The organism is Streptomyces sp. NPDC091972 (assembly GCF_044756385.1).
GTDB lineage: Bacteria > Actinomycetota > Actinomycetes > Streptomycetales > Streptomycetaceae > Streptomyces.
The window spans coordinates 74722-98653 of sequence record NZ_JBIVSV010000010.1; the positions used below are offsets into that span (position 1 = coordinate 74722).

Here is a 23932-nt window from a genome sequence, read left to right on the forward strand (position 1 = left end):
TCAGAGGTGGGGGGCGATGTCGGCGCCGAACGCCGTGATCTGGTCGACGAGTTCGGCGCGGTCGCGGCTGCGGAACCGCACCTGGATCTGGTCCACGCCCATCGCGCGGTAGGCGCGCAGGGACTCGGCGACCGCGTCGGGCGGGCCGCTGAGCGTCCGGCGGCCGACGTCCCAGGTGGGGGTGTTGAGGTACAGCGGCTCGGCGATGGCCCCGACGGTAAACGGTCCTTCGAGGCCCGCCTCCGCCCGCAGCCGCCGTATCCGCTCGATCTGCCCGGGCAGTTTCTCCCGGGGGTCGCCCTGGGGCAGCCAGCCGTCGCCCCTGAGAGCGGCCCGACGCACGGCGGCCGGTGAGGAGCCCCCGATCCACACCGGGACGCGGGCCTGCGCGGGACGCGGGCGCTGGCCGAGGCCCGCGAAGTCGTAGAGCTTGCCGTGGTGTTCGGGGAACTCCTCGGGGCCGAGGGCGGTGCGCAGGGCGTCGATCGACTCGTCGAGGACGGCCCCGCGCCCGGTGAAGTCGACCCCGAGCGCCTCGAACTCCTCCCGCACGTGCCCGGCGCCGACCCCGAGGATCAGTCGCCCGCCGCTGAGGTGGTCGAGGGTGGCGTACTGCTTGGCGGTGAGGAGCGGGTGCCGCAGCCCCACGACGGCCACATGGCTGAGCAGCCTCGCCCGTTCGGTCACGCCCGCCAGGAAGGCGAGGGTGGCGACCGGGTCGTACCAGACCGTGCTCATCGCGGGCGCGAGACGGCGCGGGATCGCCACGTGGTCGCAGGCGGCGATGTACGCGAACCCGGCGCGGTCGGCGGCCCGGGCGATCTCGGCGAGATCCTCCGGTCCCGCGTCGGCCTCCCAGGGCTCGGCGTAGATCGTGCTCTGCGACTGGACGGGGAGCTGGATGCCGTACGCCGTCACCGGGGGCCGCCCCACAGCCCGTCCGGGGTGAGCCCGAGCAGGTCGATGGCGTTGCCGCGGACGATCCGCTCCACCACGTCGGCGTCCAGGTGTCCCATCTGGGCCTCGCCGACCTCCTTCGACTTCGGCCAGGTGGAGTCGGAGTGGGGGTAGTCGGTCTCGTAGAGGACGTTGCCGACACCGATCGCGTCGAGGTTCCTCAGGCCGAAGGCGTCGTCGAAGAAGCAGCCGTGGACGTGCTCGGCGAAGAGTTCGGACGGCGGGCGGTGGACCTTGTCGGCGACGCCGCCCCAGCCGCGGTTCTCCTCCCAGACGATGTCGGCGCGTTCGAGGATGTACGGGATCCAGCCGATCTGCCCTTCCGCGTACATCACCTTGAGGTTCGGGAAGCGCTCGAACTTGCCGCTCATCAGCCAGTCGACCATCGAGAAGCAGCAGTTGGCGAAGGTGATCGTGGAGCCGACGGCGGGCGGGGCGTCGGCGGAGGTGGAGGGCATCCGGCTGCTGGAGCCGATGTGCATCGCGACGACCGTGCCGGTCTCGTCGCAGGCGGCGAGGAAGGGGTCCCAGTCGTCGGAGTGCACGGAGGGCAGGCCCAGGTGCGGGGGTATCTCGGAGAAGGCGACGGCCCGTACCCCGCGGGAGGCGTTGCGGCGGACCTCGGCGGCCGCCAGCTCGGCGTCCCAGAGCGGGACGAGGGTGAGGGGTATGAGGCGCCCCCGCGCCTCGGGCCCGCACCACTCCTCCACCATCCAGTCGTTGTACGCCCGCACGCACAGCAGGCCCAGTTCGCGGTCCTCGGCCTCGGTGAAGGTCTGGCCGCAGAAGCGCGGGAAGGTCGGGAAGCAGAGGGCGGACTGGACGTGGTTGACGTCCATGTCGGCGAGGCGCTGCGGGACGTCGTAGGAGCCGGGGCGCATCTGCTCGTAGGTGATGACCTCCAGCCTGATCTCGTCCCTGCTGTAGCCGACCGCGGTGTCGAGGCGGGTGAGGGGGCGCTGGAGTCCCTCGTAGAGCCACCAGTCGCCGAGCGGTCCGTCGTCGCCCGGGGCGCCCATCACGGGTTTGAACCGGCCGCCCAGGAAGCTGATCTCCTTGAGCGGGGCGCGGACCACGCGCGGGCCGGTGTCCAGGTACTTCTTCGGGAGCCGGCTCTGCCAGACGTCGGAGGGCTCCACCGTGTGGTCGTCGACGGAGATGATCTTCGGAAGTGCCGTCGTGGTCTCCATGGCGCTCACCGTAGCGCCGATCTGACGGTCCGTCAGCTCCGTGGACGGTGGCCGATCGCGACGGTTCGTGTGCGGGCGTGTGCGGAGGGCGGGTGAGAGCCTTGTGACATCCCGCGCGTCCTCCTGTGATCAGGCTCTCCACGGCTGACGCATCCGCCGTGGACAAGGCAGACTGACGGAGTTGTAAACAGGCCCTAGGGGGACGGCGATGGACGGTGTACCGCGGGTGCCGGAGCAGAGGCGTCCCGGCTCCCCGGCGGGGGCCGGGCAGGACACGCCGGCGGAGACCGCGCCGCTGCGCTTCAGCGTGCTCGGACCGGTGCGCGCCCGGCGCGGTGACGAACTGCTGAACACCGGCTCCCCGCAGCAACGCGCCCTGCTCGCCGCCCTGCTGCTGCGCGAGGGCCGCACCGCGACCGCCGCCGAGCTGATCGCCGCCCTGTGGGGCGAGGAGCCGCCGGACCAGGCCCTGGCCGCGCTGCGCACCTACGCCTCCCGGCTCCGCAAGGTCCTCGACCCCGGGATCCTGGTCAGCGAGTCCGGCGGCTACGCGATCCGCGGCCTCGGCGAGGACGCGCTGGACCTCGCCGCCGCCCAGGAGCTCGCCACCGAGGCGGAGAAGGCCAGGAGCGCCGGGGACCTGTGCCACGCGCGGGACGTGCTCACCCGGGCGCTGGCGCTGTGGGACGGCGAGGTGCTCGCGGGCGTGCCCGGACCGTACGCCGAGGCACAGCGCGTCAGGCTGGAGGAGTGGCGGCTGCAACTCCTCGAGTCCCGCCTCGACATGGACCTGGAGCAGGGCTGCCACGCGGAGGCGGTCTCCGAGCTCACCGCCCTCACCGCCGAGCACCCCCTGCGCGAGCGCCTGCGCGAACTGCTCATGCTGGCCCTGTACCGCAGCGGCCGGCAGGCGGAGGCCCTCGCCGTCTACGCCGACACCCGCCGGCTGCTCGCCGACGAACTCGGCGTCGACCCGCGCCCCGGCCTGCGCGAGCTCCAGCAGCGCATCCTCCAGGCCGACCCCGGCCTCGCGGAGCCCTCCTCCCCGCAGCCCGAACCGGTCGCCGCCCCCGTCCGCCCCGCCCAGCTCCCGGCCACGGTCCCCGACTTCACCGGCCGCGCCTCCTTCGTCACCGAACTGAGCGAGGTGCTCACCTCCGGCTCCGAGGGCCGGGTGATGGCGGTCTCCGCGCTGGCGGGCATCGGCGGCGTCGGCAAGACCACGCTGGCCGTGCACGTGGCCCACCAGGCCCGCTCCGCCTTCCCCGACGGGCAGCTCTACGTCGATCTCCAGGGCGCCGGCGCCCGGGCCGCCGACCCGGAGACGGTCCTCGGCGCCTTCCTCCGGGCCCTCGGCACCGCCGACTCGGCGATCCCGGACTCCCTGGAGGAGCGGGCCGCCCTGTACCGCTCGGTCCTGGACGGCCGCCGGGTCCTCGTCCTGCTCGACAACGCCCGCGATGCGGCCCAGATACGGCCCCTGCTGCCGGGCACCGAGGGCTGCGCGGCCCTCGTCACCTCCCGGGTGCGGATGGTGGACCTCGCCGGCGCCCACCTGGTCGACCTGGACGTCATGTCCCCCGACGAGGCGCTCCAGCTCTTCACCAGGATCGTCGGCGAGGAGCGGGTCGCCTCGGAGCGCAAGGCCGCCCTGGACGTGGTCGCCGCCTGCGGCTTCCTCCCGCTCGCCATCCGCATCGCCGCCTCCCGCCTGGCGGCCCGCCGCACCTGGACGGTCTCCGTCCTCGCCGCGAAGCTCGCCGACGAACGCCGTCGCCTCGACGAGCTCCAGGCCGGCGACCTCGCCGTGAAGGCCACCTTCGAGCTCGGCTACGGCCAGCTGGAGCCCGCCCAGGCCCGTGCCTTCCGGCTGCTGGGCCTCGCCGACGGCCCGGACATCTCCCTGGCCGCGGCCGCCGCCGTGCTGGACCTGCCCGTCGAGGACACCGAGGACCTGCTGGAGGCCCTCGTCGACACCTCGCTGCTGGAGTCGGCGGCGCCCGGCCGCTACCGGTTCCACGATCTCGTACGGCTCTACGCGCGTGCGTGCGCCGAGCGCGACGAGCGGCCGCCCAGCGAGCGCGAGGCGGCGCTGTCGCGGCTGCTGGACTTCTACCTGGCGACCACGGCGGCCGTGTACGCCATCGAGCGGCCAGGGGACCGGCTGGTGGAGCACCTGGAGGAGATCCGCCACCCGGGGCTGTCCTTCGAGGACCGCCACGCCGCCCAGGACTGGCTGTACGCCGAGGCCAACGCCCTGCTCGCGTTCGTCCAGCAGTGCGCGCACGGGACGCTGCTGCGGCGCGCGGTGGACCTGCTGTGGGTGGCGAAGGACCTGGCCGAGTCGGGGGCCAACGCCAAGCAGTACGAGGCCGCCGCCGTCGCCCTGCGGGACGCGGCCGACGCGGCGGACGACCCGCGCACCCGCGCGCGTGCCCTCACCACCCTCACCAACGTCCATCTCGCCGCCGGCCGCTTCGAGCAGGCGGACGCGGAGGCCCGGCAGGCCATGGAGCTCGCCCGCACGGCCGACGACCTGGTGGCCGGCTGCTGGGCCGCCAACGACCGCGGCATCATCGCGCTCTACCAGGGGCGGCACGCGGAGGGCGAGGCGTGCCTGAAGGAGGCCATCGAGAGCTTCCGGCGCGACCGGAACCTCGCGGGCGAGGCCAGCGCGCTGTGCAACCTCTCCCGTATCCACCTGGCCATGGGGCGCAGCACCAGCGCGGTGGAGCTCGCCCGGCAGGGCATCGTCATCTACGACGAGCTGGGTCACACGCTGCGCGGCGCCAACGGCCGGTACGCGCTGGGCCTGGCGCTCACCGGGCAGGGGCGGCTGGACGCCGCCGTGGACCGGCTGACGGAGGCGCTGGAGGTCTTCCGGGACAGCCGGCAGCGGCTGTGGGAGGGCATGACGCTCTTCCGGCTCGCCGAGGCCCACCTCGCGGGGCGCCGGCCCGCGCAGGCCGCCGCCCTGACCGAGCAGGCCCTGGCCGTGCTGCGGGGCATCGGCGGCGAGTGGCGGCGCGGCAACGTCCTGACGGTCCTCGGCCGCGCCCTCAGCGGGCTCGGGCAGCCCGGCCGGGCGGAGGCGTGCTGGCAGGAGGCGCTCGGCATCTTCGAGCAACTCGGCTCGCCGGAGGCCGCCGAGGTACGGCACCTGCTCACGCCGTCGGCCACGGTGTAGGCCGGGGTGCGGGTGCGGCGTTCATCGTTCGTTTATCGCCGCCCGGCAGACTCGTCCTGTCGATCCGTCGCGTCGGGGGGCAGACGGGTCAGCGGTGGTCGCCATCGCTAGGGTTACCGACCCTGACATGTCCGCCCGGCGGCCCTCGGGGGAGTCGCCGGGCGGTCCGGCCCATCATCGAAACGGGAGAGTCACCACCCATGAGTGCAACCGAGAAGCAGGACGGCACCCTCAAGCCGCTCGACAACCACGCCACGGGGACCGAGGACGAGGTCACCACCCTCGACAACCACGCCACGGGCGCCGAGAAGGTCGTCACCCTGGCCGGCACCACGGACGGCACCGTCAAGCCGCTCGACAACCACGCCACGGACGAGACGGTCTGACGAGGACCTTTCCGTACACACGGGGATCGGCCGCGGCGGCGCGGAGGGGGAGCCGTCGCGGCCGAGGCGTGTCCGGGGGCCGGTGCGTTCAGGACCGGCGCAGCTCCCCCTTCACCACCTTGCCGCTCGCGTTGCGGGGCAGGCGCGCCACGAACTCCACGGTCCGCGGCACCTTGTAGTTGGCCATCTCCCGGCGGGCCCAGGCGATCAGGTCGTCGGCGGTCAGGACCGAACCCGGGCGGCGGACCACGTACGCCCTGCCGACCTCGCCGAGCCTCGCGTCGGGCACGCCGACGACCGCCACGTCGGCCACCGCCGGGTGCAGGCCGATCAGTTGCTCGATCTCCGCCGGGTAGGCGTTGAAGCCGCCGACGATGAACATGTCCTTCAACCGGTCGGTGATCCGCAGGTTGCCCGCAGCGTCCAGGACGCCGATGTCGCCGGTGCGCAGCCAGCCGTCCTCGGTCACCGCCTGAGCGGTCGCCGCCTCGTCCTCGTAGTAGCCGCGCATCACGTTGAAGCCGCGGACCAGGACCTCGCCGGGCTGCCCGGGCGGGGCCTCGACCCGCACCTCGGTGCCGGGGATGGCCCGTCCGGACGTGGACGCGATCACGGACAGCGGGTCGCCGCGCCGGCACATGGTCACGATGCCGCTCGCCTCCGAGAGGCCGTACGCGGTCAGGACCGTCTCCACGCCCAGTTCGCCGTGCAGTTGCTCGACCAGCCTGAGCGGCACGACCGCAGCGCCGGTCACCACCAGGCGCAGGGCGGACAGGTCGTGGGAGGTGCGCGCCGGGTGGTCCAGGAGGGACTGGTGGAGGGTGGGCGGACCGGGCAGCACCGAGACGCGTTCCGCCGCGATGTTGGCGAGGACCGTGTCCACGTCGAACACCGGCTGCGGGATCATCGTCGCGCCGCGCATCAGACAGGCGATCACGCCGGCCTTGTAGCCGAAGGTGTGGAAGAAGGGGTTCACGATCAGGTAGCGGTCGCCGTGCCGCAACCCGGCCAGTTCGCACCAGACGTCGTACGCCCGCAGGGTCTGCCCGTGGGTGATCACCGCGCCCTTGGGGCGGCCGGTGGTCCCGGAGGTGAACACGATGTCCGAGGGCCAGGCCCCCTCGACGGCCGAGGCGCGCGCCCGCACCCGCGCCTGGCCCACCCCGTCCCCGCTCGCCAGGAAGTCCTTCCAGGTGCGGTAGTCGGCGGGGGCGTCGTCGGAGAGCACCACGACCTGCTCCAGGTCCGGGAGGCCCGGGCCCTCCGCGACCGCCCGGCGCAGGGACGCCACGTACGAGGTGCCCAGGAAGGTCCCGGTGACGAACAGCAGCCGGGTCCCGCTCCTGCGCAGCACGTCGGCCGCCTCGGCGCCCTTGAAGCGGGTGTTGAGGGGCACCAGGACCGCCCCGGCCGACACCGCGCCCAGTGCCGCGACCATCCAGTCCAGGGAGTTGGGGGCCCAGACGGCCACCCGGTCGCCGGGCCGCACGTCGTTCGCGAGACAGGCCGCCGCCGCGCGTTCCACGCGGGCGCCCAGCTCGCCGTAGGTGACCCGGGTCCGGCCCTCCACGACCGCCTCCGTGGCGGTGTACCGGCGCGCCGCCCACCGGACCAGCTCCGGGATGCTCCGCCACTCCACATCGGCCTCCCCGAAAGCGCGAACGCGTCAGCTGACTACCCGTCAGATTAGCTGTAGCCTGACGGGCTGTCAGCAGGCCTCACAGTGTGCGGAGGTGCGTGCAGCGTGACCCTCAAGGACGCCACGGCGATCGTGGGCATCGGACGGACCCCCTTCGCGAAACACCTCGCCGAGGACGAGCGGACCCTGGCCTGCCGGGCCGTGCTCGCCGCCCTCGACGACGCGGGGATCGCCCCCGCCGAGGTCGACGCCCTGGCCTCGTACACCATGGAGGAGACCGACGAGGTCGAGCTGGCGAAGGCGGTCGGCCTCGGCGACCTCACCTTCTTCAGCAGGGTCGGCTACGGCGGCGGCGGTTCGTGCGCGACGGTCGCCCACCTCGCGGCGGCGATAGCGAGCGGGCAGGCCACGGTCGGGGTCGCCTGGCGCTCCCGCAAGCGCGGCTCCGGCCCACGCCCCTGGACCGACACCACCGTCCAGCTCCCCACCCCCGCCCAGTGGACCAGACCCTTCGGACTGCTCCGGCCGGCCGACGAGATCGCCATGCTCACCCGCCGCTACATGCACGAGTACGGCGTGACCCGCGACCACCTCTTCAACGTCGCCCTCGCCTGCCGCAACCGCGCCAACCAGAACCCCGCCGCGATCATGTACGACCGCCCCCTGACCCGCGAGATGTACATGACCTCCCGCTGGATCAGCGAGCCCCTGTGCCTGTTCGACAACTGCCTGGAGACGGACGGGGCGTTGGCGTGCGTGCTGGTCGGCCGGGAGCGCGCCCGGGACTGCCCGAACACCCCGGTCTACGTCCACTCCGCCGCCCAGGGCCTGCCCGCCCAGCACCACGGCATGGTCAACTACTGGAACGACGACCCGCTCACCGGGCCCGCCTGGACGGCCGCCCGACACCTGTGGAAGCACGCCGACTTCACCCCGCAGGACGTCGACACGGCCCAGATCTACGACGCCTTCACCTCCCTCGTCCCGCTCTCCCTGGAGGGCTACGGCTTCTGCGGCCGCGGCGAGGGCGGCGCCTTCACCGAGGGCGGCGCCCTGGAGACCGGCGGACGGCTGCCGGTCAACACCGCGGGCGGCGGCCTGTCCGAGGCCTACGTGCACGGCTTCAACCTCATCGACGAGGGCGTACGGCAACTGCGCGGCACCAGCACCGCGCAGGTCCCGGACGCCGCCACCTGCCTCGTCACCGCCGGCGAGGGCGTCCCCACCTCCGCCCTGCTGCTGACCAACAGGAGCTGACATGCTCGAACCGGTGACGGACGCCACGGGCGCCCCCTTCTGGCAGTACGCCGCCCGGGGCGAACTCCGCGTCCAGGCCTGTGCCGGCTGCGGCGAACTCCGCTTCCCGCCCCGCCCCTGCTGCCCGCACTGCCAGTCCTTCGAGGCCGAGTGGCGGCAGGTCTCCGGGCACGGCCGCATCTGGTCCTGGGTCGTCCCCCACCCACCCCTCCTGCCCGACTACGCGGCGCTGGCGCCGTACAACGTGATCGTGGTCGAGCTGGCCGAGGCCCCGCGGATACGGCTGGTCGGGAACCTGGTCAGCGCGGCGGGAGCGGCGCTCGACTCCTTCGACCCGGGCCGGATCCGCATGGGCGCCCGGGTGCGGGTGGTGTTCTCGGACGGGCTTCCGCAGTGGGTGCCGGCGTGACGGGGCTGCGGGTCACCGCCGACAAGGACACCAAAGTCGCGGTCGTCACCCTCGACCGGCCGCACCGGCTGAACGCCGTCGACCTGGCCATGCGGGACGAACTCGCCGCCTGCTGGCAGGCGTTGCGCTTCGACGACTCCGTCCGGGCCGTGGTCCTGACCGGTGCCGGGGAGCGGGCCTTCTGCACCGGCCTGGACCGGGACGTTGAGGTCCCGCAGCCGAACTCCCCCTACATGACCGACGATCCGCTCCTGCGCGTCGGACCGAAGTCCAACGACCTGTGGAAGCCGGTCGTCGTGGCGGTGAACGGGATGGCCTGCGGGGGCGCCTTCTACCTCCTGGGCGAGAGCGACTTCCTGATCGCCGACCCCACCGCCACCTTCTTCGACCCGCACACCGCCTACGGGATGGTCAGCGCCTACGAGTCGGTGCTCATGGCGCAGCTCGTGCCGCACGGCGAGGCCGCACGCATGGCGCTCATGGGGACGGCGGAACGGCTGTCCGCCGAGCGCGCCCACACCATCGGACTGGTCACCGAAGTCACCGGCCCAGGCGGGGCGTTGGCGGCCGCGACCGCCGCCGCGGAGGTGATCGCCGGGTATCCGACGCAGGGGGTGCAGGGCACGGTCCGCGCGCTCTGGGCCGCCAAGGAGGCCGCCGTGCAACGGGGTTTCGCACAGGCTCCGCACCTCGTCACGCTCGGGAACCTGCCGCCGGACCGGCAGGCCGGCCTGTTCCGTTCCCGGCAGCCCGGATTCAGGTTGCGTTAGCAATTCCTGCCGGACTGCGGCCACTGGACGCAGCAGGAGCGGCCGGACGAGGTGAACGCGCTGCTCGTGGAGTTCCTGACCGGGCTCCGGGACTGACGGTCAGTTCACCAGGTCGGCTTCCGGCTCGACCCAGCACTGGTCGAGCTTCGCCAGCACGGCCCGACTCGCCGGCACCTGGATCCTCGACGTGCCGTCGGCCGATACCGTGACCTGCCTGTCCCCGCGGCTCAGCGTCCGGCCGGAGGCGTCGGTGAAGGAGAACTCGACCTCGAAGACGGCCTCGCGGCTGTTCGGGTTGGTGACCTCGACCGTGGCGTGCGGAGCCGTCCTCGTCGCACAGCTCACCAGCACCGCCGTGCCGTCCTGGAGTGTGGAAGCACGGCGGGTGCCGGTGGTGCGGGGCGTGTAGCTGTCGTGGTCCTGGCTGGAGCTGCTGCACCCCCCGCCGCCGTCGCTGTCACTGTGACCGCTCTTGTGCCGCCCGCTGCTCTTGTGACCGCTGGAGAACCCGGTCAGCGCGAGGACCACCGTCGCCGTGACCGCCGTGAACCTGAGAACCCGCCCCCGTGAACGCATGTGGTCACCCTAGTGGGCGCCACCGACATCCCGCTCAGGTGGCCCGGGCCGTCCCCGTCCCCTTCTCCGCGTCCAGCGCGTACACGCACCGGTCCTTGCTGCACGCGTACACCACGCCGTCCCTGACCACCGGCGAGCCGGTGATCTCCCCGCCGGTGGCGAGCTTCCAGCGCAGCCGGCCGTCGTCGGCCTTCAGGGTGTAGAGGAGGTGGTCGGTGGACCCGAAGTGGATCCGGCCCTCGGCCACCGCGGGCGCCCCCACGATGTCGCCGCCGGCCTGGAACCGCCACTTCGGCGTGCCCGTGACGGCGTCCAGCGTGTACAGGCCCTTGCCGCTGCCGACATGCACATGGCCCCCGGCCACCAGCACCGGCTCGACCGACGCCCGGGCCTCGGTGGCGATGCGCCAGCGGTCGCGGCCGTCGGCCGCGTCGAGGGCGTACACCGTGCCGAGGTAGTCGGCGAGGTACACCCCGCCACCCGTCACCGCGGCCCCGGGCACGAAGGTCGGCGGGCACAGGAAGACCGCCGGGGCCTCGAAGTGCCAGCGCACCCGTCCGCTCGCCACGTCCAGGGCCATGACGCGCGTGCCGGCCGAGACGTAGACGGAGCCGTCGTGGGCCTGGGCCACCCGGACCGGCACCCCGCCGCAGGAGGCCGCGTCACCGATGGGGAACGCCCAGCGCTCCTCGCCGGTGCGGGCGTCCAGGGCCCGCAGGCGGCCCTCCTGCCAGACGTAGACCGTGCCCTCGTGGAGCGCGGGTCCGGCCTCGGGGGACTCGAAGTCCGTCTGGCAGCCGGCGATCTCCCAGAGCTTCTGCCCGGTGGCGGCCTCCCAGGCCTGGACGCCGCCGCCGCGGGTGCCGGTGATGACGGTGCCGCGCTCGGCCTTGAGCGAGTACACCCAGGCGTCCGTGCCGATCCGCCACTGGTCGGCGCCCTCCCGGGCGTCCAGGGCGAAGAGGGTGGGGCCGTCGGAGGCGTGGATCCGGCCGTCAGCGACCGCCATCGACCAGGCCACGTCCCGCGTCTTGAAGCGGCGGCGACCGGTACCGACGTCCAGGGCGTGCACCTCGAAGGAGGTGACGTAGACGAGGTCCCCGGCGACGGCCGGGGTGCCCCACACGTCGTTCGACATGCGGAACCGCCAGGGCCGCCAGCCGGCCGCGGTCTCCGGCGGGGCGGGCGGGGGCGCCGGTACGGCCGGGCCCACGGCGGCGTCGGTGCCGTTGACACCGGGGCGCGGGCGGGACCAGGAGGCGACCAGGCCGGCCTCCGGCGGGGGCGCCTTCACGGCGGCGGCCCGGGCGTCGGCGACCCGGGGGCCGGGCCCGATCGGCACCTGGGCGCCGGCGAGGCGCACCGGACCGGTGTCGGGGGCGCCCACCGGGACCGGGGCGGGCTGCGGCGGGTCGTAGGAGGGCGGTGGCGGTACGGCGGCGGGGCGGCCGCCGCCGTTGCGGGCACCGCCGGTCTGCGTGGGCGCCGGGCGGCCGCCGCGCCGCGACTCGATCAGGGCGACGGCCTTCTCGGGCAGCCAGGCCGAGGCCGTGCCGCTGTCGTCGGAGCCGGAGCCGAAGAGGTGGGGGGCGAGCTGGGCCTGGAGGTCGGCCGGGTTGGGGCGCCCGGTGGCCTCCATCTGCATACAGGACTCGATGAGCGGGCGCAGCTCGTCCGGCAGGCCCTCGAGGTCGGGGCCCTCGCGCAGCAGCATGAAGACCGTCTCGACCGGGTTGGCGCCGTGGAAGGGCGGGTGGCCGGTGGCGGCGAAGACCAGCATGGAGCCGAGCGAGAAGACGTCGCTGGCGCCGGTGACGCTGCGGGAGTCCTTGGCCTGCTCGGGCGACATGTAGGCGGGGGTGCCGACGGCGACGTTGGTCATCGTCAAACGGGTGTTCGAGACGCCGGACGCGATGCCGAAGTCGATCACCCGGGGCCCGTCCTCGACGACCAGGACGTTGGAGGGCTTGAGGTCGCGGTGGACCAGCCCGGCGCCGTGGATGGACTGGAGGGCCTCGGCCACGCCCGCCGCGAGCCAGCGCACCGCCTGGGCCGGGAGCGGCCCGCACTCGTTCACTATCTCTTCGAGGGAGGGCGCCGGAACGTACGCGGTGGCGAGCCACGGCACGGCCGCGCGCGGGTCGGCGTCGACCACGGCCGCCGTGTAGAAGCCGGAGACCGCCCGGGCCGCCTCCACCTCGCGGGTGAAGCGGACGCGAAAGAGCTGGTCCTCGGCGAGCTCCGTGCGGACCGTCTTGATCGCCACGCGCCGGCCCGACGCCGAGCGCGCGAGATAGACCAGCCCCATGCCGCCGGCACCGAGCCGTCCCAGCACCTCGAACGGCCCGATCCTGCGCGGATCGTGCTGCGTCAGCTGATCCACCACTCTGCCTGCCACCTCCCCGTACAAGCCGCGCCACCCACATATGTACGCGACCCCGTGCAGCGTCTCACCACCGCACCGCCATGGCGGCACGCAACCCTGATTCTTCCTGGCCGGGGGCCTGGTGGCGAACCCGGGGTCAAACAGGGTGTCATACCGCAAAGCGGTACCTTCTACCGCTCCGATCGCTCCAGAACGGCGAACGACGCCCCCTGATTGTCGGTGACGACGGCCACTTTTCCGTACGACGTCTCGAATGGCGGCGCCTGGACCCGCCCGCCGAGCCGGCTGACCGTCCCGAGCACCCGCTCGCAGTCCTCGACGGCGAAGTGCACTAGGAAGTGGGGCGGCATCTCGGCGGGGAAGACGTCGGAGACGGAGGCGCGGCCGAAGTCGGGGTGCGCCTCGGGCCCGAAGAGGGCGTCGTGGAAGAGCCCGCCGTAGAAGGTGTTGGCGGCCTCGGTGTCGCGCGCGTACAGCTCGGCCCAGGCGAAGGTGCCGGGCTCGTGCCGGACCCCGAAGCCGGGGTGGGCGGCCGGCTCCCAGAGCCCGAAGACGGCCCCCTCCGGGTCGGTGACCAGGGCGGACGTGCCCAGCTCGGCGACCGGCAGGGGCGCGGTGACGACCTGTCCGCCGGCCGCCCAGATCCGGTCGGCGAGGTTCTCGATGTCCGGGGTGGCGAAGTAGACCGTCCACACGGTGGGCATGCGGCCGTCCGCCTTGTGGGCCAGAGCCGCCACCGGTTCGCCCTGGCTAAGGGCCCACACGGCACCGCCGTGGGCCTCCGGCCGGTCCTGGAAGGTCCACCCGAAGAGCTCACCGTAGAACCGCTTCCCGGCGGCCACGTCGGGCAACTGCGCGTCCACCCAGCAGGGGACGCCCTCGCCGTATGCCGTTCCGTCTGCGGATGCCCTGTTTTCGGCCATACCGTCAAAGTAACGGCGACGCGCGCCCCCCGCAGGACCAGGCACACCCGCCTCCCGGACCTCGTGCACCCCATTTGCAGTCGGCCGAATCGCGCTCCGATCACCCCTCGGTAAGCTGACGGCATGACAGGACAAGTGCGTACCGTCGACGGCCGTGTGGCCGGCCGGCGTGGGCAGGCGACCCGGCAGAAGCTGCTCGACTGCCTCAGCGAGATGCTCAGCTCCTCCCCCTACCGGGACGTCAAGGTCATCGATGTCGCCCGGAAGGCGGGCACTTCGCCCGCGACCTTCTACCAGTACTTCCCGGACGTCGAGGGCGCCGTCCTGGAGATCGCCGAGCAAATGGCCACCGAGGGCGGGCAGTTGACGCAGCTGCTCGAGGGCCGGTCATGGGTCGGCAAGGCGGGCTGGCAGACCGCGCAGGAACTCGTGGACGGGTTCCTGGAGTTCTGGCGCAGGAACGACGCGATCCTGCGCGTGGTCGATCTCGGGGCCGCCGAGGGCGACAAGCGCTTCTACAAGATCCGTATGAAGATCCTCAACTCGGTGAACAACTCCCTCGCGGACGCGGTCGCCGAGCTCCAGGCCAAGGGCAAGGTCGACAAGGAGGTCAACCCGGCGGCGGTCGCCGGGTCGCTCGTCGCGATGCTCGCGGCGGTGGCCTCGCACCAGAAGGGCTTCCAGACCTGGGGTGTCAAGCAGGCCGAACTCAAGCCGAACCTGGCGCTGTTGGTGCACCTGGGTGTCACCGGGAAGAAGCCGACGAAGTAGCTCGGCCCCGCTCCCGGTTCCAAGTCCTGTCAGACGGGCGGTCGTTCACACCGGTGGACGGCCGCCCGTCGTGCGTGTGATCCGGAAGAGCCGTATCTCCCGCTCCACCCGCGCCTGGTAGGTGGCGTACGGCGGCCAGAACGCCAGCGCGGTCCTCCACACGGCCGCCCGCTCCGCACCCGTCAGCAGGGTCGCCCGGACCGGGATGTCCGCTCCCTTCCAGTTGACCTCGGCGTCGGGGTGGGCGATGAGGTTGGCGGTCCAGGCGGGGTGCCCGGGCCGGCCGAAGTTGGAGCCGATCAGGATCCAGGTGCGGCCGTCGTCCTCGGGCATGCAGGCGAGCGGGGTCCGGCGGGGCAGGCCGCTCCGCGCCCCCGTGGACGTGAGGATCACCCCCGGCAGCATCTGGGCGCTGAGGAGGACCCGGCCCCGGGTGAGCCGGTGCACGGCCCGGTCCAGCACGGGAATCACATGCGGCGCGACTTTGGCGAAGCCGCGCGTGGACGACACCTTCTGGACGAGCCGTTCGCCGATCACACCGACACCTCCGTCCGCTCGAACAGCCGCGCCACCTCGGCCGCGTGCGCCCGCAGCCGGTGCGCCGGCCCGAAGAGCAGCTCGTCCGCGGCGGCACGCTTGAAGTACCGCTGCGCCTCGTGTTCCCAGGTGAAGCCGATTCCCCCGTGAAACTGGATCCCTTCGGCCGCGGCCGTCCGCAGCGCTTCGAGGGCCTGGGCCAGGGCGAGACCGCCGACCCGCTGCTCCTCGTGGGCGGCGGCCCAGGCGGCGAAACAGGCCGCGGAACGGGCCGCCTGGAGCTGTACGTACACATCGGCGAGCCGGTGCTTGACGGCCTGGAACGACCCGATCGGCCGCCCGAACTGCTCCCGCTGCCCGGCGTACTCGACGGTCGTCGCCAGCACCCGGTCGGCCGCCCCGACGGCCTCGCAGGCGAGGACGGCGGCGGCTGTGTCCCCGGTGCGGGCGAGCGCCCCGAGGACATCGGCTCCGTCGACACCGAGCAGTTCGGCCTCCACGTCCCGCAGCTGCACCCGGGCCTGGGGGCGAGTGGCGTCGAGGGCGGTCTGCCGGCTGCGGACGAGGCCGGGGGCGTCACCCCGGACGAGGAAGAGCAGGGTCCGGGACCGGGCGAACCCCCCGGCATGAGCGGCGACCAGGAGGAGATCGGCGCTGTGCCCGTCGAGCACCTGATCGACCTGCCCGTAGAGCCGCCACCCGCTGCCGCGGTGCACCGGAACGGCGGAGGGCTGCCCGGCCGCGACGACCACGGCGTCCGACCGCCCCACCCCGGACCGCGACCGCTCCGCCCCCACCACGGCCGACCGCCCCACCCGGCCGCCGCCCCGCCCCGCGCCTGCCGACGAAACGGGTGCCTCCCGCCCCGGACCCACCACGGCCGACAGCCCGCTCGGGGCGGCTCCCGCCCCTGCGGAGCCCGCGCCTGCCGACGGTACGGACGCCTGTCGCTCCGCCCCCACCACGGCCGACCGCCCCGCGAGTGCCGCACCCGGCAAAGACGCAGGCGCCTGCTGCTCCGCCCCCACCGCAGCCGACCGCCCCGCCGGAACGACCCCCGCACCCCCCGAAGCACCCGCCAGAGGCGCGGGCGCCCCCCGCTCCGGATCCGCCTCGGCCGACCGCCCCGCCAGGGCGGCTCCCGGCCCTCCGAGGGCCGCGCCCGGCAAAGACGCGGGCGCCTGTTGCCCCGGCCCCACCGCAGCCGACCGCCCCGCCGGAACGACCCCCGCGCCCCCAGCAGCACCCGCCAGAGGCGCGGGCGCCTTCCGCTCCGGATCCACCCCGGCCGACCGCCCCGCCAGGGCGGCTCCCGGCCCTCCGAGGGCCGCGCCCGGCGAAGACGCGGGCGCCTGCTGCCCCGGCCCCACCGCAGCCGACCGCCCCGCCGGAACGGCCCCCACACCCCCCGAAGCACCCGCCAGAGGCGCGGGCGCCTTCCGCTCCGGGTCCACGACGGGCGACGGCCGTCCCTCCTGGGCGGCGGTTCCCGGGTCTCTCGGGGCGGCTGGCGCGTGGGGCGGTTCGGGGAGCGTGGCCCGGCTCGTGCTCGGGGCGGGCCGTGCCTGGACTCCGCCCGCGCGGCCGCCTCCGGCCCAGTCGCCCGTGTTGTCGGCGGTCAGGGCGAGGGCCGGCCCCGGGGGGACGGCCAGGGCTGCCGTCAGGGAGCCCGCCGCGATGCGCGGCAGCAGGTCCGCGCGCTGGGCCTCCGTGCCCAGGGCCAGCACCAGGGGCGCGGCGAGGACAGCGGTGGCGAGCAGGGGGGTGGGTGCCAGCACCCGGCCCGTCTCCTCGCAGGCCAGCGCCAGTTCGGTGACCGTGCACCCGACCCCGCCGTACTCCTCGGGAAGGGCCAGTCCCGGCAGCCCGAGCTGTTCGGCGAGGGCCGTCCACAGCGCCCGGTCGTACCCGGCCGGTGTGTCGGCGGCGCTCCTCGACTCCGCCGGTCCGCACCGCCTCCGCAGGAGTTCGCGCAACGCGCCCCTGATCTCGTCCTGTTCGGCGGTGAAGCGAGCGTCCATGGCTCTTCCTCTTCCCTCCGGATCTGACGGTCCGTCATATTAGGAGCGCCCGCACCAGATGCCCAGAGGCAGGAGGCCCGCATGCCCCCCGGGAGCCGGAAAGTCGCGATCACCGGCGTGGCCCTGGCCGACTGCGGCCGCGTGGACGGCACCACCCCCTACGCCCTGCACGCCCAGGCCGCCCGCCGCGCCCTCGCCGACGCGGGCCTGGATCGCCGACTGGTCGACGGCCTGGCCTCCGCCGGCACCGGAACCCTCGCCCCCGCCGAGATCGCCGAGTACCTGGGCCTGCGCCCCACCTGGGTCGACTCGACCTCGGTCGGCGGCGCCGCCTGGGAGGTCATGGCGGCCCACGCGGCCGACGCGATAGCCGCCGGGCACGCGAACGCGGTCCTGCTGGTCTACGGTTCCACGGCCCGCGCCGACATCAAGGCGGGCCGCCGCACCGGCACCCTCTCCTTCGGCGCCCGCGGACCCCTCCAGTTCGAGGTGCCCTACGGACACACTTTGATCGCCAAGTACGCGATGGCGGCCCGCCGCCACATGATCGAACACGGCACGACCGTCGAGCAGTTGGCGCAGATCGCGGTGCAGGCCAGGGCGAACGCCGCCCTCAACCCGGAGGCGATGTTCCGCGAGCCGATCACGGTCGACGACGTGCTCGCCGGGCCCATGATCGCGGACCCCTTCACCAAGCTGCACTGCTGCATCCGCTCCGACGGCGGCGCGGCCGTGCTGCTCGCGGCCGAGGAGTACGTCCGGGACTGCCGTACCGCGCCCGTCTGGGTGCTCGGCACCGGGGAGCACGTCTCGCACGTCAGCATGTCCGAGTGGCCCGACTTCACGGTGTCCCCGGCGGCGGTGAGCGGACGGCTGGCCTTCGAACGGGCGGGCGTCCACGCCGAGGAGATCGAACTCGCCGAGATATACGACGCGTTCACCTACATGACGCTCGTGACGCTGGAGGACCTCGGGTTCTGCGGGAAGGGCGAGGGCGGCTCCTTCGTGGAGAAGGGGCGGCTGCTGGCCGAGGGTGGGGACCTGCCGGTGAACACCGACGGCGGCGGACTGTCGGCCCAGCACCCCGGTATGCGGGGGCTGTTCCTGCTAGTGGAGGCCGTACGGCAGCTGCGCGGGGAGGCGGGCGCACGGCAGGTGCGGCGCCGGGACGGCTCGGCGCCGGGGCTGGCGGTGGCGTCCGGGACCGGGGGCTGGTTCTGCTCGTCGGGGACGGTCGTGCTGGGCCGGTAGGGCACGACCTGGACGGACCTCTGCGCCCGCCCGCGACCCGTTCCGGCGAGCGGTTCGCCGCAGCGCTCCCCGTCCCGGCCGAAGTACCCTGCACTGTATGGCCCTGACTCGTGAACAACGTGAACAGTTCCTGGCCGAGCCGCACGTCGCCGCGCTGGCGGTCGACGCGGGAGAGGGGCGCGGGCCGCTCACCGTGCCGATCTGGTACCAGTACGAACCGGGCGGCGACCTCTGGATCATGACCGGCGCGGACTCCCGCAAGCACCGGCTGATCGAGACGGCCGGCCGCTTCTCCCTGCTGGTCGAGCGCGTCGAGCCCACCATCCGTTACGTGTCCGTCGAGGGACCGGTCGTCGACACCGCCCCGGGCACCCTCGCCCACCTCCGGGAGATCTCCGCCCGCTACCTGCCGGCCGAGAAGGTCGACGGGTACGTGGAGTTCGCCGCGAAGAACCACGGCGAGCAGGTGATCGTCCGGATGCGGCCCGAGCGGTGGGTGACGTCCGACCTCGGTACCGTCTGAGGCATGGGAACGGATCTTCACGAGCTGCTCAGATCGCTGCGGGTGTGGGACCCGGAGGTCACCTCGCTGCCCTCCTTCGACCCCGCCGCCGCGCCCGCGACCCCGCTGGAGCTGTTCACCGCCTGGTTCGCGGAGGCGGTGGCCGCCGGGCAGACCGAGCCGCACACCATGTCCCTGGCCACGGCGGACGCGGCGGGCCTGCCGGACGTGCGGACCGTGATGCTGCACGGCGCCGACGCGGACGGCTGGGCCTTCGCGAGCCACGCCCACAGCCGCAAGGGCGGCCACCTGTCGGTACGGCCGTACGCCGCCCTCGGCTTCTACTGGCCGGTCCTCGGCCGGCAGGTGCGGGTGCGGGGGCCGGTGACCGCCGCGCCCTCCGAGGAGGCGGCGGCGGATCTGCACGCCCGTTCCACCGGGGCGCTGGCCGCCGCGCTCACCGGCAGGCAGAGCGAAGTCCTGGGCTCGCTGGACGAGTTGGCGCGGGCGTCCGAGGAGGCGTGGGAGCGGGCGCAGCGCGAGCCCGCTGCGCCGGTCCCGTCCTGGACGCTGTACCGGCTCGCGCCCGAGGAGGTGGAGTTCTTCCAGGGGGACGAGCGCAGACGGCACGTACGGCTCAGCTACCGGCGCACGGACGGCGGTTGGGCTCAGGAACTGCTCTGGCCCTGAAAGTCGTACACCGCCAAGTCCGCCACCGGGCGGTAACCGATGCGCTGGTAAAGGCCGTTGCTCGTCCGGTTGGCCAGGTCGGTGATGAGCAGCACCTGGTCGGCGCCCCGCTCCCGGGCGAGCCGGCTGACCTCGGCGGTCGCGGCACCGGCGTAGCCGCGGCCGCGCAGCGGGGCCGGGGTGTAGACGGGCGCCACCCGGATCTGGCCGGCGACCAGCGGGGTCAGCCCGGCCATGGCGAGGGGCGTGCCGTCGAGGGCCTCCCAGAGGGTGACACCGCCGTGGGCGAGGCGGGCGTCGGCCCAGGTCTCGGCCTGTACGTTCGCGTCCCCGCCGACGTCCCTGCTGAACTCGCCGAACCAGCGCACCAGCAGCTCCCGGTCCCGCTCCCCGGCGATTCTCGGCCGCCCCTTCGGCACCGGCCGCGGGACGGTGAGGGTGCCGAGCCGGTACAGCCGCTGCCGCCGGCGCAGCACGGTTGTGGTGCCGGTGCGGCGCCGCCATGCCTCGGCGAAGCCGGTGGCGGTCGCGGTCTCGGCGTCCACCCCGGGGACGGCCCGGCCCAGGGACTCCAGGTGGGCGGCGAGGGAGTCGGCCTGCCGCGCGGTCACCGGTGTGAGGAACAGCCGGTACGGTGGCGTCCGGAAGTACGCCCCGCGCACGCTTCCGTCCTCCTCCAGCAGCCCGAAGGAAGGTGCCTCGCTCCCGTAGGCGTGCGGGCCCCGGGTGCGCAGAGCGTCGGTCACGGTGAGCGGGACGGTGTGCAGGTCCGGCCGGGAGCGCAGGAAGGGACCGGCGCGGCTGAGGAAGTCGTCCAGGTCTTCGGTGGTGTGCCAGGCGGTCGGGCGCATGTCTCATGGTCCTGCGCGACCGCTCCGGGCGCCTCCGAATTACGACGGCTCGGGGTCCGTCGCCAGCCGGCCGTGCAGGTGCACGTCCCGGAACGCGTCGTGCCGCCCCGCGTCGAACATCGCACCGCGCAGCGTGCCTTCGTAGCGGAAGCCGCACCGCTCGGCGACCGTGCAGGAGGCCTCGTGGCCGAGGGCGTGGCCCAGTTCCAGGCGGTGCAGTCCGAGGTCGGTGAGGGCCCAGCGGGCGGCGAGGCGCAGGGCGCGGGTGGCGACGCCGTGGCCGCGGGCCTCGGGGAGCACCCAGTAGCCGACGCGGGCGGTGCGGAAGACGTGGTCGATCATGTCGACGCCGAGGTGCCCGAGGGTCGTGCCGCTCGACCCGTCCGTGATCCGGTACGACGCGCTCGTGCCCTGCACCGCCTGCTCGGCCCTGCGGCGCATGGCGGCACGGGCGCCGTCGAGATCACGGATGAGGGTGAGGGGGGTGTTCCAGCGCCCGAACTCGGGGTCCAGCGTGGCGCGCAGCCAGTCCTCGGCCTGGGCGTCCGAGTCGGCGTCCCAGGCGCACAGGCGCAGGCCGTGGCCGTGCAGGGGGGTGAAGGGGCGTATGAGGTGCTGATCGCCGGCGTCGGTCATCCGCCCATTCAAACGGCCGGGTCCCTCCCGCGCAGCCCGAATTCCGGCACCTCGGGAAGGTGACGCGCCCGAGGACGACGCGAGGTGGGTTCCTGGAGGACGCCGGGTCGTTGCGGTGCCCGACGGACCCGGCAGTGAAGCGGGACCGGCCGGCCGGACACACCGGTGGGCGGAGACCTCGCCGCCCCCTCCGGCAACGGCAGGGCCCGCCCCGCCGCTCACCCCACCCGCCCGGACACCCCCGCGGGCCGGAACCTCGGCACCCCCTCCGGGAACACCGCCACCAGGTCCAACCCCGGCCGCAGGTCCCCGTGCGCGCAGTCGACGATCTCCGTCATCATCCGGGGGCCCTCGGCGAGGTCGACGACGGCGGCGACGTACGGGGTGCGGTCCCTGAAGGGGGGCAGGTCGTTGCGGTGGACGACGGACCAGGTGTGGAGCGTGGCCCGGCCGGTCGCCGGGTGCCAGGAGACGTCCTCGCTCCAGCAGTGCGGGCAGAACTCGCGGGGGTAGTGGTGCACCCGGGCGCAGGCGCCGCAGCGCCGGAGCAGCAGGACACCGCGCGCCGCCGCCTCCCAGTAGGTCCGGGTGAAGGCGTCCGTGTCCGGCAGGTCGTACCTCGCGTCCATCAGAACCAGCCCAGTGCCGCGTCGAGCGACCACGTCTGCCAGGACATCGCGAACAGGGCGACGACCGAGATGAGGGCCATCATCGAGTTCTGCCCCTGCTCGGCCCAGTCGTGGATCATCAGGGTGAAGTAGAGGACGTTCAGGAGCAGGCCGCCGGCCAGGGCCAGGGGGGTCAGGAAGCCGAGTACCAGGCCCGCCCCCAGCGCGAGTTCGGCGTAGGCGACGACGTACGCCATGGTCCTCGGGCGGGGTGCGACCACCACGTCGAAGCCGCTGCGGACCGGGGTCCAGCGGTGCTTGGCGGCGATGTCCGCGGCCCAGGTGATGCCGCCGCCCTCGAACCACGTCCTCTTGTCCTTGTGCCGCCAGCTCTCCAGCCACCACAGGCCGAGGCCTATGCGCAGGACGGCCAGCCATTGCGCGCCGGTCAGCCAGATCGTGTCCATGAAATCTGACGGTACGTCAGATCGAGGGGTCCGGGAAGACCCGCACCCCGGGGCGGGAGTCCCTGTGCGGCGGCTGTGCGCCACCCCGGAAGCTGTGGGTCCCCGATGAAGGGCCACGGATTGTTGGCAATTTTGTCGAGCATGTGGCTACGTTCGTTCCCGCCAGCAAAAACCGCCTAGGGAGCCAACGTGAAGCACAGGGCAGTCAAGCGCAGGAACGTCGTCATCGGCCTCGGTGCGACGGCCGGAGCCGCGGCCGTCGGAGGCCTGGCCCTGAACGCCGGCGCGTCGACCGGCGGCTCCACTTCGAGCGGCGACGACGGCCTCGTCTTCGACCCCGACGCGTACACGAAGCTGACGACCACGGTCACGGACACCGAGGGCACCGAGCACTCGGTGACCTACCACTTCTGGAAGGCCGTCACCTACGTCTCCAAGCCGGTCGACGCGGCCTACCAGTCCCTGATCGTCAGCGCCCCGGTCGAGATCGACGGCACCGCGGTCGACGCGAGCGACGCCCCGATCCTGCTCGCCAACTCCGTCGGCGGCTACATGCCGTCCTCCGTGGCGGACGCCACCGGCGTCGGCGCCGGGGGCATGGGCGGCGGCATGGGCGGCGGCGGCATGGGCGGCGCCCCCACCGGCAGCGCCTCCGCGAGCGCCTCGGCCGCACCGAACGCCAACGCGAACACCAACGCCAACGGCGGCGCCACCGCGAGCAACCAGCTCCTCGCGCTGGCCGCCGGGTACGTCGTGATCGAGCCCGGCGCCCGCGGCCGTACCCTCAAGAACTCCGCGGGCGAGTACTACGGCACCGCTCCCGCCGCGATCGTCGACCTCAAGGCGGCCGTGCGGTACATCAAGGCCAACAAGGGCCGCATCCCCGGCGACGTCGAGCGGATCGTCTCCGCGGGCACCAGTGCGGGCGGCGCCCTGTCCGCACTGCTCGGCGCCTCCGGCGACAGCCCGGCCTACGACAAGTACCTCAAGGAGATCGGCGCCGCCGACGCCTCCGACGCGATCTTCGCGACCGGCGCCTGGTGCCCGATCACCGACCTGGAGCACGCCGACGGCGCCTACGAGTGGAACTGGGGCGACAACGCGCTGAGCTCCGGCAAGCAGGCCGACCGGACGGTGTCCAAGGAGCTGCGGTCGCAGTTCGCCGAGTACCAGGCGAAGCTCAGGCTGCGCGGCCTGAACGGCTTCGGCACCCTGACCGCCCGCAACTACGACGAGTACCTGGTCAAGCAGTACCTGGAACCCTCCGCGACCAAGTACCTCGCCGCCCTGTCGGACTCCGCCCGCGAGAGCTACCTCGCCGCCAACTCCTTCATCACCTGGTCCGGCGGCCGGGCCACCTTCACCTGGGCCGACTTCCTCACCCACGTGGGCGCCCGCAAGAAGGACGCCCCGGCCTTCGACGCCTTCGACCTGTCGGCCGGCGAGAACAACGAGTTCGGCGCGGGCACCACCGTCAGCCGGCACTTCACGGCGTACGGCGCGAAGAACGACACCACGGGCCTGACCAGCAAGCGGGTCGCGAGCGACATCCCCGAGAAGCTGAACCTGATGAACCCGATGTACTTCCTGGAGCGCGGGAACGAGGGGCGTTCGAAGCACTGGTGGATCCGCCTCGGCACCAAGGACTCGGACACCTCGCTGACGGTTTCCGCGAACCTCGCCGCCGCCGCGGCCGGTCTCGGCGACGACGTGAACCACCTCTACTACTGGGACCAGGGCCACGGCGCCAACACCGACCCGGGCGACTTCATCACCTGGATCGCGGACGTCACCGGCCACAAGAAGGCCCGGACGAAGTAACCCGGCCCCTAACCGCGGCCCGGGTTCCCCGTCAGTCCCCGGCCGCCGCACCCCACGGCGTCGAGCCCCGCCCCGGCGGGCCCGGCGCCGTGGCCTT

The 23932-nt window shown here is 73.5% G+C and carries 22 protein-coding genes and 2 pseudogenes; 11 read left to right on the top strand and 13 right to left on the bottom strand.

Annotation, left to right across the window (positions count from 1 at the left end; genetic code table 11):
• Positions 1-918 (bottom strand): LLM class F420-dependent oxidoreductase, encoded by a 918-nt coding sequence (locus tag ACIQJT_RS27370; RefSeq protein ID WP_402647843.1) that lies wholly within the window; start codon positions 916-918, stop codon positions 1-3.
• A complete protein-coding gene (locus ACIQJT_RS27375) occupies positions 915-2156 on the bottom strand; it encodes an amidohydrolase family protein (RefSeq protein ID WP_402647846.1) in 1242 nt (413 codons plus the stop codon). The genes ACIQJT_RS27370 and ACIQJT_RS27375 overlap by 4 nt, the downstream gene beginning before the upstream one ends.
• Positions 2157-2355: 199 nt before the next feature.
• Here ACIQJT_RS27375 and ACIQJT_RS27380 point away from each other — a divergent pair, with 199 nt between their 5' ends.
• Positions 2356-5334 carry a BTAD domain-containing putative transcriptional regulator gene (locus ACIQJT_RS27380; RefSeq protein ID WP_402647849.1) on the top strand — a complete coding sequence of 993 codons (2979 nt, stop codon included), beginning with the start codon at positions 2356-2358 and terminating at the stop codon, positions 5332-5334.
• Positions 5335-5534: 200 nt separating this feature from the next.
• On the top strand, positions 5535-5720 hold the full coding sequence (locus ACIQJT_RS27385) for a hypothetical protein (protein WP_365452089.1): 186 nt from the start codon (positions 5535-5537) through the stop codon (positions 5718-5720).
• An 88-nt stretch (positions 5721-5808) separates the two neighbouring features.
• Here ACIQJT_RS27385 and ACIQJT_RS27390 read toward each other — a convergent pair whose 3' ends face one another.
• On the bottom strand, positions 5809-7359 hold the full coding sequence (locus ACIQJT_RS27390) for a FadD3 family acyl-CoA ligase (RefSeq protein ID WP_402647853.1): 1551 nt from the start codon (positions 7357-7359) through the stop codon (positions 5809-5811).
• A 105-nt stretch (positions 7360-7464) separates the two neighbouring features.
• Here ACIQJT_RS27390 and ACIQJT_RS27395 point away from each other — a divergent pair, with 105 nt between their 5' ends.
• From ACIQJT_RS27395 to ACIQJT_RS27410, 4 genes and pseudogenes are all read left to right on the top strand, one after another.
• Positions 7465-8616, top strand: a complete 1152-nt coding sequence (locus tag ACIQJT_RS27395; RefSeq protein WP_402647856.1) for a lipid-transfer protein — start codon at positions 7465-7467, stop codon at positions 8614-8616.
• A gap of 1 nt (position 8617) precedes the next feature.
• Positions 8618-9025 carry a Zn-ribbon domain-containing OB-fold protein gene (locus ACIQJT_RS27400; RefSeq protein WP_402647859.1) on the top strand — a complete coding sequence of 136 codons (408 nt, stop codon included), beginning with the start codon at positions 8618-8620 and terminating at the stop codon, positions 9023-9025.
• A complete protein-coding gene (locus tag ACIQJT_RS27405) occupies positions 9022-9795 on the top strand; it encodes an enoyl-CoA hydratase/isomerase family protein (RefSeq protein WP_402647862.1) in 774 nt (257 codons plus the stop codon). Before ACIQJT_RS27400 ends, ACIQJT_RS27405 begins: the two co-directional genes overlap by 4 nt.
• 6 nt (positions 9796-9801) lie before the next feature.
• Positions 9802-9891 (top strand): annotated as a pseudogene (locus ACIQJT_RS27410) (alpha/beta fold hydrolase); the annotation flags it as partial.
• Between the two features lie 3 nt (positions 9892-9894).
• Here the strand turns inward: ACIQJT_RS27410 and ACIQJT_RS27415 are convergent.
• From ACIQJT_RS27415 to ACIQJT_RS27425, 3 genes are all read right to left on the bottom strand, one after another.
• Positions 9895-10371, bottom strand: a complete 477-nt coding sequence (locus ACIQJT_RS27415) for a hypothetical protein (protein WP_402647864.1) — start codon at positions 10369-10371, stop codon at positions 9895-9897.
• A gap of 34 nt (positions 10372-10405) precedes the next feature.
• A complete protein-coding gene (locus tag ACIQJT_RS27420; RefSeq protein WP_365452100.1) occupies positions 10406-12757 on the bottom strand; it encodes a serine/threonine-protein kinase in 2352 nt (783 codons plus the stop codon).
• A gap of 170 nt (positions 12758-12927) precedes the next feature.
• Positions 12928-13680 carry a VOC family protein gene (locus ACIQJT_RS27425; RefSeq protein ID WP_402647867.1) on the bottom strand — a complete coding sequence of 251 codons (753 nt, stop codon included), beginning with the start codon at positions 13678-13680 and terminating at the stop codon, positions 12928-12930.
• A gap of 135 nt (positions 13681-13815) precedes the next feature.
• Between ACIQJT_RS27425 and ACIQJT_RS27430 the strand changes: the two genes are divergently transcribed.
• Entirely contained in the window at positions 13816-14451 is a 636-nt protein-coding gene (locus ACIQJT_RS27430; protein WP_053853061.1) for a TetR family transcriptional regulator, read from the top strand.
• 45 nt (positions 14452-14496) lie between these two features.
• Here the strand turns inward: ACIQJT_RS27430 and ACIQJT_RS27435 are convergent, their stop codons facing one another.
• From ACIQJT_RS27435 to ACIQJT_RS27445, 3 genes and pseudogenes are all read right to left on the bottom strand, one after another.
• Entirely contained in the window at positions 14497-14988 is a 492-nt protein-coding gene (locus tag ACIQJT_RS27435; RefSeq protein ID WP_402647869.1) for a nitroreductase/quinone reductase family protein, read from the bottom strand.
• Positions 14985-16187 carry an acyl-CoA dehydrogenase family protein gene (locus tag ACIQJT_RS27440; protein WP_402648325.1) on the bottom strand — a complete coding sequence of 401 codons (1203 nt, stop codon included), beginning with the start codon at positions 16185-16187 and terminating at the stop codon, positions 14985-14987. The genes ACIQJT_RS27435 and ACIQJT_RS27440 overlap by 4 nt, the downstream gene beginning before the upstream one ends.
• A gap of 360 nt (positions 16188-16547) precedes the next feature.
• Positions 16548-17009 (bottom strand): annotated as a pseudogene (locus ACIQJT_RS27445) (acyl-CoA dehydrogenase family protein); the annotation flags it as partial.
• 81 nt (positions 17010-17090) lie between these two features.
• On the opposite strand from ACIQJT_RS27445, the gene ACIQJT_RS27450 reads away from it, so the two are divergent.
• From ACIQJT_RS27450 to ACIQJT_RS27460, 3 genes are all read left to right on the top strand, one after another.
• Positions 17091-18260 carry a thiolase C-terminal domain-containing protein gene (locus ACIQJT_RS27450; protein WP_402647872.1) on the top strand — a complete coding sequence of 390 codons (1170 nt, stop codon included), beginning with the start codon at positions 17091-17093 and terminating at the stop codon, positions 18258-18260.
• A gap of 97 nt (positions 18261-18357) precedes the next feature.
• Positions 18358-18783, top strand: coding sequence for a pyridoxamine 5'-phosphate oxidase family protein (locus ACIQJT_RS27455; RefSeq protein ID WP_365452108.1), 426 nt, complete (start codon positions 18358-18360; stop codon positions 18781-18783).
• A gap of 3 nt (positions 18784-18786) precedes the next feature.
• Positions 18787-19452, top strand: a complete 666-nt coding sequence (locus tag ACIQJT_RS27460; protein ID WP_365452110.1) for a pyridoxal 5'-phosphate synthase — start codon at positions 18787-18789, stop codon at positions 19450-19452.
• Here ACIQJT_RS27460 and ACIQJT_RS27465 read toward each other — a convergent pair.
• The 4 genes from ACIQJT_RS27465 to ACIQJT_RS27480 all read right to left on the bottom strand — a co-directional run bounded on the left by ACIQJT_RS27465 (position 19431) and on the right by ACIQJT_RS27480 (position 22014).
• Positions 19431-20303, bottom strand: a complete 873-nt coding sequence (locus ACIQJT_RS27465) for a GNAT family N-acetyltransferase (RefSeq protein WP_402647876.1) — start codon at positions 20301-20303, stop codon at positions 19431-19433. The genes ACIQJT_RS27460 and ACIQJT_RS27465 overlap by 22 nt on opposite strands.
• A 39-nt stretch (positions 20304-20342) precedes the next feature.
• Positions 20343-20939, bottom strand: a complete 597-nt coding sequence (locus ACIQJT_RS27470) for a GNAT family N-acetyltransferase (protein WP_402647879.1) — start codon at positions 20937-20939, stop codon at positions 20343-20345.
• Positions 20940-21157: 218 nt separating this feature from the next.
• Positions 21158-21568 (bottom strand): Zn-ribbon domain-containing OB-fold protein, encoded by a 411-nt coding sequence (locus ACIQJT_RS27475; RefSeq protein ID WP_402647882.1) that lies wholly within the window; start codon positions 21566-21568, stop codon positions 21158-21160.
• Entirely contained in the window at positions 21568-22014 is a 447-nt protein-coding gene (locus tag ACIQJT_RS27480) for a DoxX family protein (protein WP_402647885.1), read from the bottom strand. Before ACIQJT_RS27480 ends, ACIQJT_RS27475 begins: the two co-directional genes overlap by 1 nt.
• A gap of 189 nt (positions 22015-22203) precedes the next feature.
• Here ACIQJT_RS27480 and ACIQJT_RS27485 point away from each other — a divergent pair, with 189 nt between their 5' ends.
• Positions 22204-23835, top strand: coding sequence for a subtype B tannase (locus ACIQJT_RS27485; protein ID WP_402647888.1), 1632 nt, complete (start codon positions 22204-22206; stop codon positions 23833-23835).
• Positions 23836-23932: the final 97 nt, after the last annotated feature.

Excerpts from the sequence above, each read along its gene's own strand:
- ACIQJT_RS27400 (WP_402647859.1), top strand. The coding sequence starts at position 8,618 with ATGCTCGAACCGGTGACGGACGCCACGGGCGCCCCCTTCTGGCAGTAC.
- ACIQJT_RS27465 (WP_402647876.1), bottom strand. The coding sequence starts at position 20,303 with ATGCGCCCGACCGCCTGGCACACCACCGAAGACCTGGACGACTTCCTC.
- ACIQJT_RS27380 (WP_402647849.1), top strand. The coding sequence starts at position 2,356 with ATGGACGGTGTACCGCGGGTGCCGGAGCAGAGGCGTCCCGGCTCCCCG.
- ACIQJT_RS27460 (WP_365452110.1), top strand. The coding sequence starts at position 18,787 with ATGGGAACGGATCTTCACGAGCTGCTCAGATCGCTGCGGGTGTGGGAC.
- ACIQJT_RS27385 (WP_365452089.1), top strand. The coding sequence starts at position 5,535 with ATGAGTGCAACCGAGAAGCAGGACGGCACCCTCAAGCCGCTCGACAAC.
- ACIQJT_RS27415 (WP_402647864.1), bottom strand. The coding sequence starts at position 10,371 with ATGCGTTCACGGGGGCGGGTTCTCAGGTTCACGGCGGTCACGGCGACG.
- ACIQJT_RS27475 (WP_402647882.1), bottom strand. The coding sequence starts at position 21,568 with ATGGACGCGAGGTACGACCTGCCGGACACGGACGCCTTCACCCGGACC.
- ACIQJT_RS27480 (WP_402647885.1), bottom strand. The coding sequence starts at position 22,014 with ATGGACACGATCTGGCTGACCGGCGCGCAATGGCTGGCCGTCCTGCGC.
- ACIQJT_RS27450 (WP_402647872.1), top strand. The coding sequence starts at position 17,091 with ATGCCCCCCGGGAGCCGGAAAGTCGCGATCACCGGCGTGGCCCTGGCC.
- ACIQJT_RS27470 (WP_402647879.1), bottom strand. The coding sequence starts at position 20,939 with ATGACCGACGCCGGCGATCAGCACCTCATACGCCCCTTCACCCCCCTG.
- ACIQJT_RS27455 (WP_365452108.1), top strand. The coding sequence starts at position 18,358 with ATGGCCCTGACTCGTGAACAACGTGAACAGTTCCTGGCCGAGCCGCAC.
- ACIQJT_RS27425 (WP_402647867.1), bottom strand. The coding sequence starts at position 13,680 with ATGGCCGAAAACAGGGCATCCGCAGACGGAACGGCATACGGCGAGGGC.